This window comes from Sphingopyxis sp. EG6 (genome assembly GCF_003609815.1).
In the GTDB taxonomy this organism is placed as follows: domain Bacteria; phylum Pseudomonadota; class Alphaproteobacteria; order Sphingomonadales; family Sphingomonadaceae; genus Sphingopyxis.
The window spans coordinates 1-15,781 of the sequence record NZ_AP017604.1 but is presented as its reverse complement, the minus strand read 5'-3'; the positions used below and the strand labels follow the sequence as shown (position 1 = coordinate 15,781).

Genomic DNA, 15,781 nt, shown 5'->3' with positions numbered 1-15,781 from the left:
TTGTCATCGTTTCAGAGCGCGATAGAGCGTGGACCGCTCGACCTTCAGGAGCGCGGCCATGCCAGCAACGGTTTCCCGCCCGGCATCAATGGCCTCACGCGCATGGGATATTTGCGCTGCCGTTAGTTTGCGGCGGCGACCGAGCACTTGGCCTCGGCGCCGTGCAGCAGCCACCCCTGCCAGCGTTGGCTCTGTTGCAAACTCTGACACGGTTTCCAAGATTGGGCTCATGTACTGTCAAGGTCAGTTGCGATGAACGATTTCAAAGGACGGCATTTTACCGGCGAGGTCATCCTATGGGCGGTGCGCTGGTATTGTCGATACGGCATCAGCTACCGTGATCTCGAGGAAATGCTGTCCGAGCGTGGGATCGATGTCGATCATACGACGATCTATCGCTGGGTGCAGCGCTACGCGCCGGAGATGCCAAATCGGACCGCCCCCAGGTGGCGGCAATCGGGTGTCGCTGCATGAATTCCAGCACAGCCTGGCAGGCCTGGCTCAGACGCCGTTCGTCCCGCGCCCAGCGCATGGCCTGGCGAATGCTGGTGGCAGACAATTGCGGAATCATGCGCGCGCATTCGACCGCAGTCAGACTGGTGCCGTGGGCCATGATGCCGGCATAGACCATCAGCAGCTCGTCGGTAGCCCACGCATCCCCAAAAACGTTGTGTGCCAACCCTGCATCGTGAACCTCAAAAGTGGGAGGCCACCATACCCGTTTACAAAGCGAACAGGAAAGTCAATGAAATCAACGGTCTACCCAGACCACCCCCGCGCCAGTGCTAGCTTTGCGTACCGTCACTTATTGCACTGAAAACGAGGAGACCCCGAGCGAGGCGAAAAAAAACCGCCTCGGGGTGTCCGAGGCGGCAAGTCTGCATGCGGTTCAGGGAGGAAGAAACCGCGCCGGCGATCAGGGAGGAAAACCGCGCGGCCTGATGTGCAGCTCGGCCACTTTAGCCGGATTTTTCGACTTATCCGATGCGAGCGGCCCGCCGTGGGCGCTGCTCGATCTGCTGTTGCTTTTTCTCGACGTGCTTCTGCTCCTGGTGCTGCTGCTCGTCGCGCTGCACCTGGCTGATGGCCGCGCCGATCTGCCGCTTCACGCCCTCGATGCCCAGCTCGCTCTTGTGCGCCAAGTCGTTGAAGTCGGTGTGCTGCTTCATCGTGGACAGCGCCGCGATCTGCGCGCCGCTCAACATCGACGCCTTGAGCTTGGCCGCCTCGTCGCCGGCCAGCTCGACCTTGCCGGCGGCGGCGTCGGCAAGGCGCTGCTCGGCGCGCAGGTGGGTCTTGAAGCTGTCGGGCGTGATGGCGGGCAAGTCGCGCGGGTAGGTGTTCTCGGCCGGCGCGAAGATCGGGAAGATCGCCTTGCCGCCCACGGCCTGGGCGGCCGCCTCGGCCTTCTCCCGGCCGGGGTTGTTGCCGTGGGTCATGACCAGGTGCCGGTCGTCGTCGCCGGCGATGATGACCGGCTTGTCCGGGAACTTGGCGTGCAGCGCCTTCGCCACGGCCTCAAGGTTGCCGCTGTCGAAGGCGGCGACCGTGGCGTGGCCCACGGCCTCGGCCACCTGGGCCGCCGTGGCGTAGCCCTCCGAGATCACCAGCGCCGGCGCGGCCGCCAGGGCGTCCATGCCGCCGACCGGGTGGAAGCATCCTTCCTTCTTCGAGTCCTTGGCGAACCGCTTAGTGCCGTCCTCCTGGATGTATTGCATCGTCCATTGCTTGCCCTCTGCGTCGAAGGCCGGGATGTAGGTCTTCTGGCCTTCGCGGTCGGTCATCACGCCGGCCTGCGCCTGGATGCCTTTGGCTTGCAGGTAGGGCGTCGGCTGCTCGATGGGCACGAGGTCGGCCATCTGCCGACCGACGCGCTGCGCGGTGGCCTCCTGGGCCTTGTCCTGCTCGACGGCTCGCTGTGCCAGCTTCTCGGCCGCCTCGGCCTGGAGCTTGGCCTTCTCCTGGTCGCTCAAGGCGTAGCCCTTGCTCTTCCAGGTAATGTCCGTGCCGGTCTTGTTGTTGATGATCCGCCCGGCCGGGTGCCCGTCCAGGTGGCCCACGTAGAAGCCATCGAGCGCGCCCTTCTTGCCGCCCTCGACCGGCACGCGGTGCCGCTTGCCATCCATGATCGGGTGATCGCCCTGGGCGTTGCTGCCGGTGAACAGGCCGGCGCTGCGCATGGCCTCGGCGAACTCTTCCCTTGGCGTCATCGCTGGCCCTTGCTGGGCCTGCACGTTCTACCGCTTCGCCGTGCTCTGCTGAAATTAACACACCGTTACGACGACCTGGCATATCAGCTTTAACTGGTGCGTATTCATCAAAAATATGCGCCATTAAACCTGTACCGCGCGTTAATGTTAAAAATTCACCTTGGAAACCGATTAAACCACGCGCTGGGATTCTATACTCTAAACGCGTACGGCCGTTGCCATCAGATTCCATATTGATCATATCACCACGGCGGCGGCCCAATTCTTCCATTACCGCACCTTGATTTTCGTCTTCCAAATCGACTGTTAGAATTTCGTATGGCTCACATTTTTCGCCATTAATTTCACGGAAAACCACTTTTGGCTTACCGACTGCCATTTCAAAACCTTCACGACGCATATTTTCTAATAAAATCGTTAAGTGCAATTCGCCACGACCAGAAACACGGAAGATATCTGCATCGGCCGTTTCATCAACACGCAAAGCCACGTTAACCAATAACTCTTTCGTTAAACGGTCGCGAATCTGGCGTGAAGTCACAAACTTACCTTCTGTACCCGCTAATGGTGAGGTATTCACCATAAAGTCCATTGTCAAGGTTGGCTCATCCACGCCTAAATGCGGCAAGCCTTTTGGATTTTCACGGTCACAGATAGTAAAACCGATACCAATATCATCCAAACCAGAGATAATCACGATATCGCCCGCTTCCGCTTCTTCAACCGGAACGCGCTCCAAGCCTTTGAAACCAAGTACTTGGTTAATTTTACCCATGGCAATTTGTTTGTCTTCATTCATAATTGTCACAGGTTGACCTGTTTTGATTTTGCCATTTGTCACACGACCCACACCTAAACGACCAGTGTATGTTGAGTAATCAAGCGCAGAAATTTGCATTTGCAATGGCGCAGCAGGGTCACCGGCTGGTGGCGCTACATGACTGATAATGGTTTCAAACAGGGCGCGCATATTGTCAGATGGTGTTTTCATATCCAACATCGCAAAGCCGTTTAACGCTGATGCGTAGACCACTGGAAAGTCTAATTGCTCATCAGTTGCGCCCAAATTAGCAAACAAATCAAACGTATGATTGATCACCCAATCAGTACGCGCACCAGGGCGATCCACTTTATTAATCACCACGATTGGTTTTAAACCAAGCGCTAACGCTTTTTTAGTTACAAAACGCGTTTGTGGCATAGGGCCTTCAACGGCATCCACTAGCAAAACAACGCCATCCACCATACCTAATACGCGCTCTACTTCACCACCAAAGTCGGCATGGCCTGGAGTATCCACAATATTAATGTGTGTACCTTCATATACTAAGGCAGTATTTTTAGCCAAAATAGTAATGCCGCGTTCTTTTTCAAGATCGTTGCTGTCCATCACACGCTCAACTACGGCGTGGTGAGAAGCAAAGGTGCCAGCTTGTTGTAAAAGTTTATCAACCATGGTGGTTTTACCATGGTCAACGTGGGCGATAATTGCGACGTTGCGCAAATTGCGAGGAGTGCTCATTATTAACTGCCGTAGGTTTGAAAGGGCGCGATTTTACCACATAAAAGATGACAATCTGACTATATATCAGCAATAAACCTTTGGGCACCTCGAAGAATGCGGCTTTAGACCGGCGCTGACCGCATAGCAGGTATCCGGCGGTAGATGGTGCCAATTTTATCTCGTTCGCTGCCCTGATTGGGCGTCATTTCCTCTTAGATCCGACTGATTTCGGCTCGGATCTTGGATTTCAGGCACTATGCGGCCCTGAGCGTGCCTCTCTCGAGAACGACCAGACGGCGCATATTATAAGCCAGGTTCTGCATGCCGATCTTCGCCGTTGCGCGGACGATGCCGATGGTCCGCACCAGCTTGCCGCCCATGCTGGTATGCTGGTTGCCGAACACATGCTCGACCCGTGCCCGTACCGATGAACGGGTTTTATTCGCCGCTTCCTGCCGCGCGGTGAGCGGCTTGCCGCGGTGCCCCCGGTGATGGATCCGGCTCTTAAACCCGCGCGCGGCAAGCTTCTCCTCGGTTTCCTTGCTGCGATAGGCGCTGTCGGCCCATACGGTGCTGGCGGTGTTGGCGGGATCGAGCAGGTCATCGAGCTTCTGGCTGTCGTGAACCGAAGCGCTCGTCACGCCATAGCGGCGCACCAGCTTGTGCCGCCGATCGATGCAAACATGGTTCTTGTAGCCGAAGTGCGAGCGCCCGTGTTTCTTCGTCCAGCGCGCATCCTTGTCCTTCTGCCGGTTCTTCGCGGGCTGCTTTTCCCAATCCTCGGGAGTTTCGCCCGCCTTCACCTTCGCGTTGTCATCGCGCGAGTTGCGCTGGCGTGGTGCCGCAACGATGGTCGCGTCGATGATCTGCCCGCCCATTGCCAGGTAGCCTTTGGCCTTGAGGTAGCCGTCGAACAGGTCGAACAGCTCCTCCACCGCGCCCGCCTTCGCCAACGCCTCACGATAAAGCCATAGCGTCTTGGCATCGGGCACCGCGTCCGCCAGGCCCAGCCCAACAAAGCGCATGAACGACAGCCGGTCGCGCAACTGGTACTCCATCGCCTCGTCCGACAGGTTGTACAGCGCCTGGAGCACCAGCACCTTGAAGATCAGCACCTCGTCCCACGGCTTGCGGCCCGCCGCACTCTTGCGCTCCGCATCCGTGCGCCGCAGCCCGCCCTTGATCAGCGCGGCCTTCAGCTTCAGGCGGAACAGCTCGAACGGCACCGCCGCCCCCAACGCCACCAGCGGATCACCATGGGCGTCCAGGCCCGCATACCGGTTCTCAAGGTCGAAAAATCCAGGCTGACCCATCTCAAAATCCCCTCGTCACCGCGCTCCCCGCGCGACAAACTCTGAATCCGATTTCAGGCCACGAGGGAAGCCCCATTTTTCGAGGTGCCCCTTTGACAAAGTGATATAAATGCTTATAATGCGCACAACTTAAAGCTAAGTTAGCCCTTGTAGCTACGGAATATTATTGTGTACAAAAACGTCCTGACTTAAGTCATGTAGAAGCTTGGCGCTAGGCCCCGCAAGCAACTTCGCGGGCAATCAATCAAGATGCATTCAATTGGAGGTAGAAATGATTACGGTGCGAAACAGAGAGCTCTGGAGCCAATGGGCGCCGTTCGCGTTGCGGCTAGTCATTGGGTATGGGTTTATTGTCCATGGTTGGGCAAAGCTCAGCCGTGGGCCAGATAAATTTGCTGGCGTATTGGAATGGATGGACGTTCCTTTACCGGAGATCGTGGCTTGGGTGGTAACGCTCGTTGAAATTTTCGGCGGCTTGGCAATCATGGTCGGATCATGGGTCACGCTCGTAAGCATTCCACTTATTGCCATAAATCTCGTCGCCATGTTTGGAGTGCACTGGAAGTACGGTTTTAGCTCCGTCAACACCGTCGGTTTGACGGCCGCTGGTCCGCAGTTTGGCCCACCTGGCTTCGAGGTCAACTTGCTATACATTGCCGGTTTGCTCGCGATTGTGATGATGAGTGGAGGTGCGGGCGCTTGGTCGGTAGATCGATGGCTAGCACGTAAGAGCAGCGGGGCCTAACAATTCGTTCAAGCCGAACCTACTTCGCTACAACGGATAGGAAATTCAACCGCATGAGGCCAAGTATGGCACGAGTTTTGGGCCTCGAAACACGTTCGGCCAAGGAAGGTTGAGCGCTCGCTTGCCGCTCAATGGCAAGAGCTTGGGAGGCAGTATGCATTTGGGCCTGGCGCGCGCGCAGCTGCTTCCCCGCAGCGATGGATACCGCCGCTTCACTGGGTCACCAATTGACGCGCTGGTCTACCTCGTCGGGTTGAGCTGCCAGATCCCAATCCGGCTCGCCTTGCGCACCATCATCCACCGGCGCGTCGCAGCCCTCCCACAGCGGTGGCCCGCGTGCCGGGGTGATGTGCGGGGGGGCAGACTCCACCCCGATGTGGTTCAGGATGTGGCGGATTTCGGCGCTGTGGGTGATGAAGGCAATGATGCGCATCTGCCCACCGCACATGGGGCACAGCAGCGGAAATGCCTCGTAGATGCGGGCAATCAGCACCGCCCACAAGTAATGCGCCGCTCGCTTCGGGCGTGCTTCAGGTTCGGGTGTGGGTGTGGCCGCGTTGCCCGGCGCCGCCACCCCAGGTACGCCCGCGCCAGGTTGTGCAGTCTCCACCGTGGCTGGTTGCGACGCAGCAGGCTGAGCCAGCGCCGTTACCGCCGCTCTCAGCGGCGAGTTTGGTGCCAGCACACCAAAGTAGCGGTGCCGGTGGGTGCGTGGCGGTGGCACCAGCGCGGCGATGCGGTCGATCAGTTCCAGCGGTGTGAGGTGCAGCTCATCTGCCTTGGCACCACGCTTGTCACTGGTGGGCTCGCTGCGCTGTTTGGCACAGCGGTACACCAGTTTGCTTCCCTCTTTGCGTAGGCGCTCCATGGAAAACGGTGGACGCGCGCAATAGCGCAGCAGCCGCTCCAGCGCAGCGCGGTCGTGGGCTTCGATGCAGACACCGGCGTCCACCGAGAAGCCGCTGTGTTTGTAGCCCAGCATGTCTTTGGCGTCACAGTTCTCCAGCAGGCCCCGAGCAACGAAGGCGCGCAGGATGCGTTTTTGCAGTGTGGTCTGCACTGGGGCCACGGTAGCCGCATCGATGCCGGTGGCCGCGTGAAAGATGACACCCGGCGATGAGATTCGAGGGGTCGCATCAGCATCGCCCTCGCCCTCCACTTCCTCAAACACCCCGTCCACCACACAAACGTGGAAGTGGACGTGTTCATTGAGGCTGGAGCCGAATCGGTGAATGAAGGCGATGGCACCGATGTGCAGGCCTGCCTTGTCCATATGGGCCGCACCGGGGCTGTGGGTCTGCAGAGTTTGTGCGATCACCCGCAGAAAGATGCGCAGCACCATGCTCAGCACCGCTCCGTCGCGTTGCATGAAGTACCGCAACCTCTTGGGCACGGAGAGCACCCACTGGCGCACCGGCAGGCGGGGGAAAACGTGGTCGCTCAGGTGTGCCGCCGTCTCCACCATCCGCCGCGTGGTGCACGAGGGGCAGACTCCCCGGCCTTTGCAGGAGAAGGCTACAAAGGGCTCTGTTGCAAACTCTGACACGGTTTCCAAGATTGGGCTCATGTACTGTCAAGGTCAGTTGCGATGAACGATTTCAAAGGACGGCATTTTACCGGCGAGGTCATCCTATGGGCGGTGCGCTGGTATTGTCGATACGGCATCAGCTACCGTGATCTCGAGGAAATGCTGTCCGAGCGTGGGATCGATGTCGATCATACGACGATCTATCGCTGGGTGCAGCGCTACGCGCCGGAGATGGAGAAGCGTCTCCGCTGGTTCTGGCGGCGCGGCTTTGATCCGAGCTGGCGTCTGGATGAGACCTACGTAAAGGTGCGGGGCAAATGGACCTACCTGTACCGGGCGGTCGACAAACGGGGCGACACGATTGATTTCTATCTGTCATCGACACGCAGCGCCAAAGCGGCGAAGCGCTTTCTGGGCAAAGCTCTTCGTGGCCTGAAGGACTGGGAAAAGCCGGCCAAACTCAATACCGACAAGGCACCCAGCTACGGCGCAGCAATCGCTGAGCTGAAACGCGAAGGCAAACTGGCGGCGGAAACCGAGCACCGGCAGGTGAAATATCTGAACAACGTGCTCGAGGCCGACCACGGCAAGCTGAAGATGCTGATCAAGCCGGTACGTGGCTTCAAGTCGATGCCAACGGCCTACGCCACGATCAAGGGCTTCGAGGTCATGCGCGCCCTACGCAAAGGACAGGCCCAGGCATGGTGCCTGCAGCCAGGTATCATGGGGGAGGTGCGCCTGGTTGAAAGAGCATTCGGAATTGGACCCTCGGCCCTGACCGAAACCATGATTATGCTCAATAAGCATTTCGCCAATGCTGCCTAATCCCCCAACTGGGTGACGCCGCGCGGCCGTGCCCCATGTTTGCAACAGAGCCGTCGCGGGGGATGCCGATCAGTTGCTCGCGCTCGGTCTCGGTCAGAAGTTCATGTTTGCGCCGCGCCATTGCGAATCCCCGTCCACAAAACGCCAGTCGAGCCTATAGACAGACGCGAGTAAAGAGACTTAGTCTGTGGACGGATTTGGAGGGCGCAGCACCCGCTCGTTGCTCCTGTCCATGGAACGGTCGTTCTGTGGACGTATGCAGGTATCGGGCCGACAGCCTTATTTCGCCTAGACCACGATCACGACATTTGGCATAGGATTACTTGTGGCACATTTCATTAATGAGGCAGAAAATGGGCAAAGCGTTTGACGCGAAGATGGCTCACAATGGCCGTCTGGTCCTACCAAAAGTGGTGCGCGAAGCCCTTGGCATGTCCGATGGTGGAACCGTGGTGTTTTCCCTCGAGAACGGTGAGGTGAAACTCACCTCCCTCGACCAGAGCATCAAGCGTGCTCAGGACCTCTATCGCAAGTACGCGGCCAGCGATTTCACGGTTGATGACTTCATCGCCGAACGCAGAGCCGAGGCTGCCCGCGAAGACGGGGTCTGAGCATGGCATCAGTGGTGTTTGATGCCTCGGCCATTCTGGCACTGCTGCGCGATGAGCCCGGCGCGGATATTGTCGCAAGCCATATCGGAAACGGGATCATCTCCGCAGTCAACTTTCAGGAGGTGATCAAGGAACTTCTTCGGCGGGGCATTCCAATGGAAGCCGCAATCGAACTTCTCGATGCATTGCATCTGGATATCCGTCCGCATGGGCCACAGGATGCTACGGCAGCAGCGGGCCTGTACCTTGCCACCAAACAATATGGCAGCGGGCTCGGCGATCGCACATGCATGGCTCTGGCAATGGCGCAAGGCTCGCCTGCGCTTACAGCGGATCAGGCCTGGGGCAAGATCGTTGTGGCTGGACTGACAATCCAGATCATTCGATGACCGTGATACTTGGTTACGCACGGGTCAGCACTGGCGATCAGGACGTAGCGGGCCAAATAATGCGCCTGAAAGAAGTCGGCGCCATCAAGGTTTTCACCGACGTTATGTCGGGCAAGAGCATGGAGCGGCCCGGTTTGGCCGAACTGATAGCTTATGCCCGTAAGGGCGACACTCTGGCGGTGGTCCGCCTTGATCGGCTTGGGCGCTCGCTTGCCGAATTGCTCGCCATAGTCGAGACGTTGCGGGGCCAAGGCATCGCCCTTTTGAGCCTTGAGGAAAAGATTGATACATCCTCGGCCGCTGGCGAACTTATCTTTCATGTGTTTGGGGCAATCGCCCACTTCGAGCGGCGCCTGATTTCCGAGCGGACCAAGGATGGTATTGCCGCAGCGCGCGCCAAGGGTAAACGGCCGGGCCGACAACCGCTTGATATGAAAAAAGTAGATGCCGCTCTCAAACTGATAGAAGCGCAGGTCAGCCCTACAGAAGCAGCCCGCCAGCTTGGCATCGGACGATCGACGGTCTACCGGGAAATGCGCCGTCTCGGGATCAAACGATCCACTTGAACTCGATTTGTTCGCGCTTAGCGTTGTTTAGCGTACCATCAACGCTCTGCCCTCAATGACGGACTCGGTGTGTCGGAGGACGAAACCGACGCGATCGTCTTTGCGATTCGCACGACATACCCCCATTACAGCGGTGCTGCGGCGCTTCCGCCTGAAGCGCTCATCCGAGAAAGTGTTGGATGGGTTGCTGGCCAGTTGATGGCCCAAGCCCGCTAACGCCGCGCCTTGTGCCCGCTGCCCTGATCAATATTCCACCAGGTCCCGCTCTGTTGCGTGAGCGTCAGTACCCGCGAGCGGTTTCTCCCAGGCGAGCCGCGTCACCTGCGAGTCAAGGGGGGTGCCGGCGATCGAGTTGGTGAAATTGCTCATCGTCTTGATCGCTATTCCGAGCACCACCTCCAGCGCCTGCTGGTCCGAAAACCCAGCCTTCAAGAAGTCATCTAAGTCGGCGGCGCTCGCCTTGCCGCGATTGAGGATGAGTGTCCGGGTAAACTGACGGAGCGCCTCGTGCCGCGGGTTGGAGAGGCGAGAGCCCCGACGCAGTGCCTCGACCGTCTCAGCATCAGCCCCAGCTTGCTTGGCCAGCAGGGTATGCCAAGGAACGCAATAGTTGCACTCGTTCTCGAAGTTCGCCGTCTGATACACAACTTGGCGCTCAACAGGCGAGAGCGACGTCCGGTCGAAAGCCTCCCATCCGAAGCTGTAGGTGGCAAGGAGTGCTGGGGCGCTCGCCATCACTCGCTCAAGATTAGGGATCATCCCAAAACTTCGCTTGGTTGCTTCCAGGTGCGCACGCGCCGCTTCTGGGGCTGTGGTTTCGTCATGAAGGGGAAAGGCCATCACAAACTCCTCGATTGATTGTTCGGATAGACAATTATGGATGAACATCCATAAATAGGCAATAAGGGACGAGCTTGGGGACCCAAGACGATCTGTAAAATGGGGCAAGCCAGCTGCCAGCGGTCGCTCGAGACGGTTTAGCGGGCGCTCACAAGGCGGAGGAGGAGAGCTAAAGCCTCGGACATATCCTTGGGATCAGTCGCTACGCGCGAGTGGAGCATTGACCCGTCGCCGGCGGCGACCATAAGCGCGGCCATGGCGCCGGGATCTACGTCGCTGCGAACGGTGCCATCGTCCTGACCCGCAGATAGGCATCGCTTGAAGCCTTCGCGCAATCGCTCAACCGCAGCCTCAAGACGACCCGCGAGCTTTGGATCGCGAGCCCCAATTTCGGCGATTGAATTGACGACAAGGCAACCCCGCCGATCTTTCTCGTCAGCGTCTGCAATCCATTGATCGAATGCGAGGCGCAACCGCTCAAGCGCTGTATGATCATGGGTCTCCAACGTGTTCACTAGAGCTTCTATTCGCGCTTTCACGTAGTGATCGACGACTTTATCGAACATCTCTCGCTTGTCACCGAAAGCGTAGATGAGGCTCTGCCGTCGCAGTCCAGTGACGCGTTCGAGATCATCATAGCTCGTTGCCTGATAGCCACCTTGCCAGAACGCATACATCGCACGCTCTAACGCGGCAGCTTGGTCAAACTTGCGTGGGCGGCCAGGAGAAACACCGGTCATATTCTTTATTATGAACGTCAGTCCATAAATCGCAAGTTCGATGATCTGGCGTCCCCTTCGGGCCACGCTCTATCGCTGGCGCGACGAAACCCGCACGCGGTTTCCGCCCATACGGGTGACGATCCCTGACGCTGTGGCGGCGGCCCCTGGCCGCGCCTGAGGACCGCCGGCGGCGCCGGCGCGCTTTCACTTCGCAGATAGCGGGAAGGAAGAAGGCTCTGCCTCTCCCTCCCCCGCAAGGCCTTCTTTGCTGGCCGTGGCTCGCCTGCGGCTGCGCCCGCACCACCCAGCGGCACAAGGCCTTGGCCCCCCTCCCTCTCCGCCCCTCGCCGGGTCGGCAGGGGTCATGCGCGGCGCATGACCCGCTGCGCGGATCAGAAGGAGGAAAACCATGACCAAGCCCGACAAACCCCAAGACCCACATACCCGCATCACCGAGCGCATTTTGGCCGAGCTGAATCAAGGCGTGCGCCCGTGGCTCAAGCCTTGGAGCAGTGACGCCCTCGCAGGGCGTGTGACCCGTCCCCTGCGAGCATCAGGTGAACCCTATCGCGGGATCAACGTCATCTTGCTTTGGATGGAGGCAGTCGCCAGCGGCTTCGCATCCCCCACATGGATGACCTACCGCCAAGCCCAGAGCCTTGGCGCACAGGTGCGCAAGGGCGAGCGTGGCGCACCCGTCGTCTATTGCGGCAGCAGCACCAAGACCAAGCAGGACGAGCAGACAGGCGAGGAGCGCGAAGAGGGTTTCCGCTTCCTGAAATCCTACACCGTGTTCAACGTGGAGCAGATCGACGGCTTGCCCGAGCGCTTTGCACCGCAGCCGATCGACCCCCCTGCCCTGCCGTTTCCCCGCATCGACACTGCCGAAGCGTTCTTTGCAGCCATCCCCGCCGAGGTGCGCCACGGCGGCAATCAGGCTTACTACAACGTCAGCGACGATCGCATCCAGCTCCCGCCCTTTGAGGCCTTCCACGACCCCGAGGGCTACTATGCCACGCGCGGGCATGAGACGATCCACTGGACGCGCCACGAAAGCCGCCTCGACCGCTCTTTCGGCCGCAAGACGTGGGGCGATGAAGGCTACGCCCGCGAGGAGCTTGTCGCCGAACTTGGCGCGGCCTTTCTCGCCGCCGACCTTGGCATCGCGATCGAACCGCGCCCCGATCATGCCGCCTATATCGGCAGCTGGATTCAGGTGCTCGAGAACGACAAACGCGCGATCGTTCAGGCCGCAGCCCACGCCGAGCGCGCTGTCGCCTACCTTCACCAGATCGCCACCCCCACCGACATGAAGGAGGCCGCATAATGACGACCTCCACCACCACGAGCGAAGCCCTGATCCGTCAGGGCTTCGTCACCAACGAGTATCTGTTGCGCATCAATGGCGGGCTGTCTGTCCCCTGCCCCGCCGACTTGCCGCCGCCGTGGAATCTCCCCTCGCGCATGTTCCGCTTTCCGATCGAGACGAGCGAGCACGAGGACGGAGTCCATATCGGCCTGTTGCACCCTGCCCTTGCCGATCATCCCTTCGTCGCGATCATCGAGGAAAAGCTCGGGATCACCCTCGACCGCGAGGGCGCACCCAACGAGCACGGCTATAGCAAGCGCGACACCGCCCAATGGTGGCACGCCGTCGACCTGATATCATCGGATCACTGGCAAGCCCTGCTCGACACCCGCCAGTTCACGACCGATCACGATATCGCCCGCGCCGTCGCCTATGGCCTCACCTATTCCCACCATGAGGCCAAGCGCATGGGACACATCACCACGCAGGAAGCGCGGCAAATCATGGCGGCGATCGACGAGGCCGAGCCCGAGAGCCGCCGCGCGGTCATTCTGGCGCTGTCACGCCCCCTGCCCTGCAAGCCCGACAAAGGCGCTGAATACTGGCCGATCAACCATCCTGCCCTACCCGCCCCCATGCTCGCATGGGCGCTGATCCACGGCATCGAGGATGGCTGGTTCGCCTATGACCGTTCAGGCTTCCTGCACTGGACGGAGCAAGGCCGCACCCGCTACGCCGCAGGCGACAGCGACACCTTCACCACAGCCAGCGGTCAGGGCGCTTTCGCGTTCTGACCGCCAAGATCGCGCCGCCCCGATCGGGGCGGCAAGGTATTGAGTCCCGCCCACACCACCCCCGCGCCGCTCCCGTTGGTCGCGGCGGAAAGGCTTGAAGAGCAAGGATTCCCGCGATCCGCCCGCCGCTGGCGGGCAATTCACGGTAGAATGAAAAGAGGACGGCCAAGCGAGGGGTTGTGCTTGCGATTCGATCAGTATCTCACCGAGACGTTCAATGCCGCCGTGCTCGCGCCCTGGCGCGAACAGGCCGAGGATATCCGCTCCCTCACCATGAGCCCGCCTCCCCCGCCCCGCCCGCACTCATCGGAGGCGCCGCGCCAGCGGCGCTAGACTTCCTCGCGCAGCTTGAACACCGCCAGCAGCGCGTCGCGCGGATCACCACGAAACCAATGCTCGTTCTTGGCCACGCGATCGAGCTTGGCCGCGTCATAGACCAGCACGCCCTCAAACTCGGTCAGCTGATCCGTCAGATCCCACTCTTCCGGCTCGCCCTCGGGCAGATAGTGGACGCGATACTCCGTCTCGGTCAGCTCTGCGACATAGGCGTAGATGATATCTGCGGGCGTTTTGCCGCTCGGCGTCAGGTCATGCTCGAAGTCATGCCCTGGGGCATTCCACATCGAGCTTTTGCCGTCGCGATCGGTGCCGGTGCGCAGCACCTGGGCGAGCCGGTCCGTCTCGCCGGTTGGCCTCATCTCATCGTCAACATCGCAGGTCGCGAGCATGAAGTTGCGGATCAGCACGAGGCCGTCATGGCCGATCGCAGCAAGCGCGCCGCGCAATTCGCTAGCGAACTCGCTCCAGTCATCAAGCTCGATGACGCTGCCCGGCCACATGCGCGGCCTCAATAATCGTCGTCGTAGGCGCCGCGCCGCTGATCGAGCGGGCGCTTTTGCGCGCGCTTGCGGCAGAAGCCGATGAACGCGGCCGAGGCGTTTTTCAGCTCGGGCTTGCCGCTGTCGCGCCAGAACTCCGCCCACTGCTCATAGAGCGCATAGACGTCATAGCCAGGTGCGGCCGTGCGCGCGTCGTGGAAGGTTTCAGGATCGACAAAGGGCTTTTCGTCATCCTCGTGCGCGGCCTCGATCAGATAGGCCGAGCGGTTGCGAAACGTCACCTTGTCATTGTCGCCGAACGTCACCGCATAGTCGGGGAAATGCTGGTGCTCAGCATCCTTGGCGCAAATTTTCTTCACCAGCTGGCGAAACACGTTGAGCGGGCTGCTCGCGCCGCACTTCTTTTGCAAAAGCTCCAGCCCGATCGACCATTCATCCTGCTGGCCGCAATGCTTGCGGGCCAGCTCATACATGCGCCGCTCCAGCGGCTTGCGAAGACGGAAATAGTCGCGGTTGAGCGTCAGCACGTTCTTGCTGATGACCGAGCGATAGACCCATTCCGACAACGTGATTTCGATATCCTGCATCCGCCCGTCAAACGTCTTGCGGCTGATGCTCGCTTCCTCGATCAGGCCGAAGACGCGGGTTTCTTCCTGCCCGCCCGTCTTGATGTTGGTGCGGATCGTGGTGCCGCGCAGCCGCGTGAGCGCATCGGCCAGCAGCCGATAGCCCTCCCCGCTCGTCTGGCGGTTGGTGGCAACCAGAAGGTCATAGGCATGGAGCTTAACCTTGCGCGCAGGCTCTTCGCCCTTGTTCATCTTCGCCACCAGCTGCGAGATGCAGTAGATCAGCACGTCCTTGTCGTGGATCGTCGCCAGGCCAAGGCCCGAGGGCACGATATCGACGACCGTGCCCCTGTGCTCATACCGGCGCACCGCCTTGTCAGGCTTGGTGGCGAGAGAGAAAACGGGGTGCTCCATCGACGCCATGTCATCCTTAGGAATGGCGTCGAGAACGTCGCAGATGAAGAGGTCCTGATTGGGGTGACGGACAGGCAGCAGGGGCTTGCGGTCTACCGCTTCGCCCTCTTGCTCCACCCTCGCCGCCTGCCCCTCGATCATGTCCGACTCGCCCCTGTTCGTCATTTCATATATCGGAGCTTAGATTCGTCATTTCATATACGCAAGCGGGCTTTCGTCATTTCATTTACAGAATGCCGAGTTTCGTCATTTCGTTTACACCCGAGGGAACTTGAACGCCCGATCATCGGATCGTCACAGCGTTTACAGAGCTTCGTCACTCTGGATTCAGGCTATCGTCATACCAGATTCAAGCGAAGCCGCTTTAAGGCCGTTTTGCGCCGCGATTTCATGCGCTTAGCGATTTTCCGGAATCCCTTAACACCTACCTCTAACAAGATTCAACACACTGGCTCGCCCTGTGGATAACTTGGGCCAATTATGGAATGACGAAACAACGGAAGGGAGAAGCGGACAGCCGGGCTACGCCCGTCTGGCGCTTTGAGTAGCGCCGCCTACGGCGGCGACTTGTGGCACCGCCAGCCTTTAATTCGCCAGCGCCAGCGA

The 15,781-nt window shown here is 59.7% G+C and carries 12 protein-coding genes and 5 pseudogenes; 8 read left to right on the top strand and 9 right to left on the bottom strand.

The window, feature by feature from the left end; all coding sequences use genetic code 11:
• Positions 1–252: 252 nt before the first annotated feature.
• Positions 253–453 (top strand): annotated as a pseudogene (locus SPYCW_RS18665) (IS6 family transposase); the annotation flags it as partial.
• Here SPYCW_RS18665 and SPYCW_RS18660 read toward each other — a convergent pair.
• The 4 genes and pseudogenes from SPYCW_RS18660 to SPYCW_RS18640 all read right to left on the bottom strand — a co-directional run.
• Positions 422–640: pseudogene (locus tag SPYCW_RS18660) on the bottom strand (Tn3 family transposase); the annotation flags it as partial. The pseudogenes SPYCW_RS18665 and SPYCW_RS18660 overlap by 32 nt on opposite strands.
• 337 nt (positions 641–977) lie before the next feature.
• Positions 978–2,237: pseudogene (locus tag SPYCW_RS19475) on the bottom strand (toprim domain-containing protein); the annotation flags it as partial.
• Positions 2,230–3,732: pseudogene (gene typA, locus SPYCW_RS18645) on the bottom strand (translational GTPase TypA); the annotation flags it as partial. The pseudogenes SPYCW_RS19475 and typA, both read right to left, overlap by 8 nt.
• A 236-nt stretch (positions 3,733–3,968) precedes the next feature.
• Positions 3,969–5,027 (bottom strand): IS5 family transposase, encoded by a 1,059-nt coding sequence (locus SPYCW_RS18640; RefSeq protein WP_120216113.1) that lies wholly within the window; start codon positions 5,025–5,027, stop codon positions 3,969–3,971.
• Between the two features lie 271 nt (positions 5,028–5,298).
• Between SPYCW_RS18640 and SPYCW_RS18635 the strand changes: the two genes are divergently transcribed.
• Positions 5,299–5,772 carry a DoxX family protein gene (locus SPYCW_RS18635; RefSeq protein WP_120218414.1) on the top strand — a complete coding sequence of 158 codons (474 nt, stop codon included), beginning with the start codon at positions 5,299–5,301 and terminating at the stop codon, positions 5,770–5,772.
• Positions 5,773–5,992: 220 nt separating this feature from the next.
• Here SPYCW_RS18635 and SPYCW_RS18630 read toward each other — a convergent pair.
• Positions 5,993–7,294: pseudogene (locus SPYCW_RS18630) on the bottom strand (IS91-like element ISPps1 family transposase); the annotation flags it as partial.
• A 66-nt stretch (positions 7,295–7,360) separates the two neighbouring features.
• Here SPYCW_RS18630 and SPYCW_RS18625 point away from each other — a divergent pair.
• The 4 genes from SPYCW_RS18625 (at position 7,361) to SPYCW_RS18610 (ending at position 9,691) form a co-directional block, all read left to right on the top strand.
• Complete coding sequence (locus tag SPYCW_RS18625; protein WP_006949122.1) at positions 7,361–8,125, top strand: IS6 family transposase; 765 nt, start codon at positions 7,361–7,363, stop codon at positions 8,123–8,125.
• A 353-nt stretch (positions 8,126–8,478) separates the two neighbouring features.
• A complete protein-coding gene (locus tag SPYCW_RS18620) occupies positions 8,479–8,736 on the top strand; it encodes an AbrB/MazE/SpoVT family DNA-binding domain-containing protein (protein WP_145986019.1) in 258 nt (85 codons plus the stop codon).
• Between the two features lie 2 nt (positions 8,737–8,738).
• Positions 8,739–9,125 (top strand): type II toxin-antitoxin system VapC family toxin, encoded by a 387-nt coding sequence (locus SPYCW_RS18615; RefSeq protein ID WP_120218412.1) that lies wholly within the window; start codon positions 8,739–8,741, stop codon positions 9,123–9,125.
• A complete protein-coding gene (locus SPYCW_RS18610; protein ID WP_120218411.1) occupies positions 9,122–9,691 on the top strand; it encodes a recombinase family protein in 570 nt (189 codons plus the stop codon). The genes SPYCW_RS18615 and SPYCW_RS18610 overlap by 4 nt, the downstream gene beginning before the upstream one ends.
• 243 nt (positions 9,692–9,934) lie before the next feature.
• Here the strand turns inward: SPYCW_RS18610 and SPYCW_RS18605 are convergent, their stop codons facing one another.
• Together SPYCW_RS18605 and SPYCW_RS18600 are read right to left on the bottom strand one after the other, a co-directional pair.
• Positions 9,935–10,531: a carboxymuconolactone decarboxylase family protein gene (locus tag SPYCW_RS18605; protein WP_120218430.1), complete on the bottom strand. Its 597-nt coding sequence runs from the start codon at positions 10,529–10,531 to the stop codon at positions 9,935–9,937.
• Positions 10,532–10,668: 137 nt separating this feature from the next.
• Complete coding sequence (locus SPYCW_RS18600; RefSeq protein WP_120218410.1) at positions 10,669–11,271, bottom strand: TetR/AcrR family transcriptional regulator; 603 nt, start codon at positions 11,269–11,271, stop codon at positions 10,669–10,671.
• 391 nt (positions 11,272–11,662) lie between these two features.
• Here SPYCW_RS18600 and SPYCW_RS18595 point away from each other — a divergent pair, with 391 nt between their 5' ends.
• Together SPYCW_RS18595 and SPYCW_RS18590 are read left to right on the top strand one after the other, a co-directional pair.
• A complete protein-coding gene (locus SPYCW_RS18595; RefSeq protein ID WP_120218409.1) occupies positions 11,663–12,580 on the top strand; it encodes an ArdC family protein in 918 nt (305 codons plus the stop codon).
• On the top strand, positions 12,580–13,356 hold the full coding sequence (locus SPYCW_RS18590; RefSeq protein ID WP_120218408.1) for a hypothetical protein: 777 nt from the start codon (positions 12,580–12,582) through the stop codon (positions 13,354–13,356). Before SPYCW_RS18595 ends, SPYCW_RS18590 begins: the two co-directional genes overlap by 1 nt.
• 329 nt (positions 13,357–13,685) lie before the next feature.
• Here the strand turns inward: SPYCW_RS18590 and SPYCW_RS18585 are convergent, their stop codons facing one another.
• Together SPYCW_RS18585 and SPYCW_RS18580 are read right to left on the bottom strand one after the other, a co-directional pair.
• A complete protein-coding gene (locus SPYCW_RS18585; protein ID WP_120218407.1) occupies positions 13,686–14,195 on the bottom strand; it encodes a hypothetical protein in 510 nt (169 codons plus the stop codon).
• A gap of 8 nt (positions 14,196–14,203) precedes the next feature.
• Positions 14,204–15,316 (bottom strand): replication initiator protein A, encoded by a 1,113-nt coding sequence (locus tag SPYCW_RS18580; RefSeq protein ID WP_232014952.1) that lies wholly within the window; start codon positions 15,314–15,316, stop codon positions 14,204–14,206.
• Positions 15,317–15,781 lie beyond the last annotated feature (465 nt).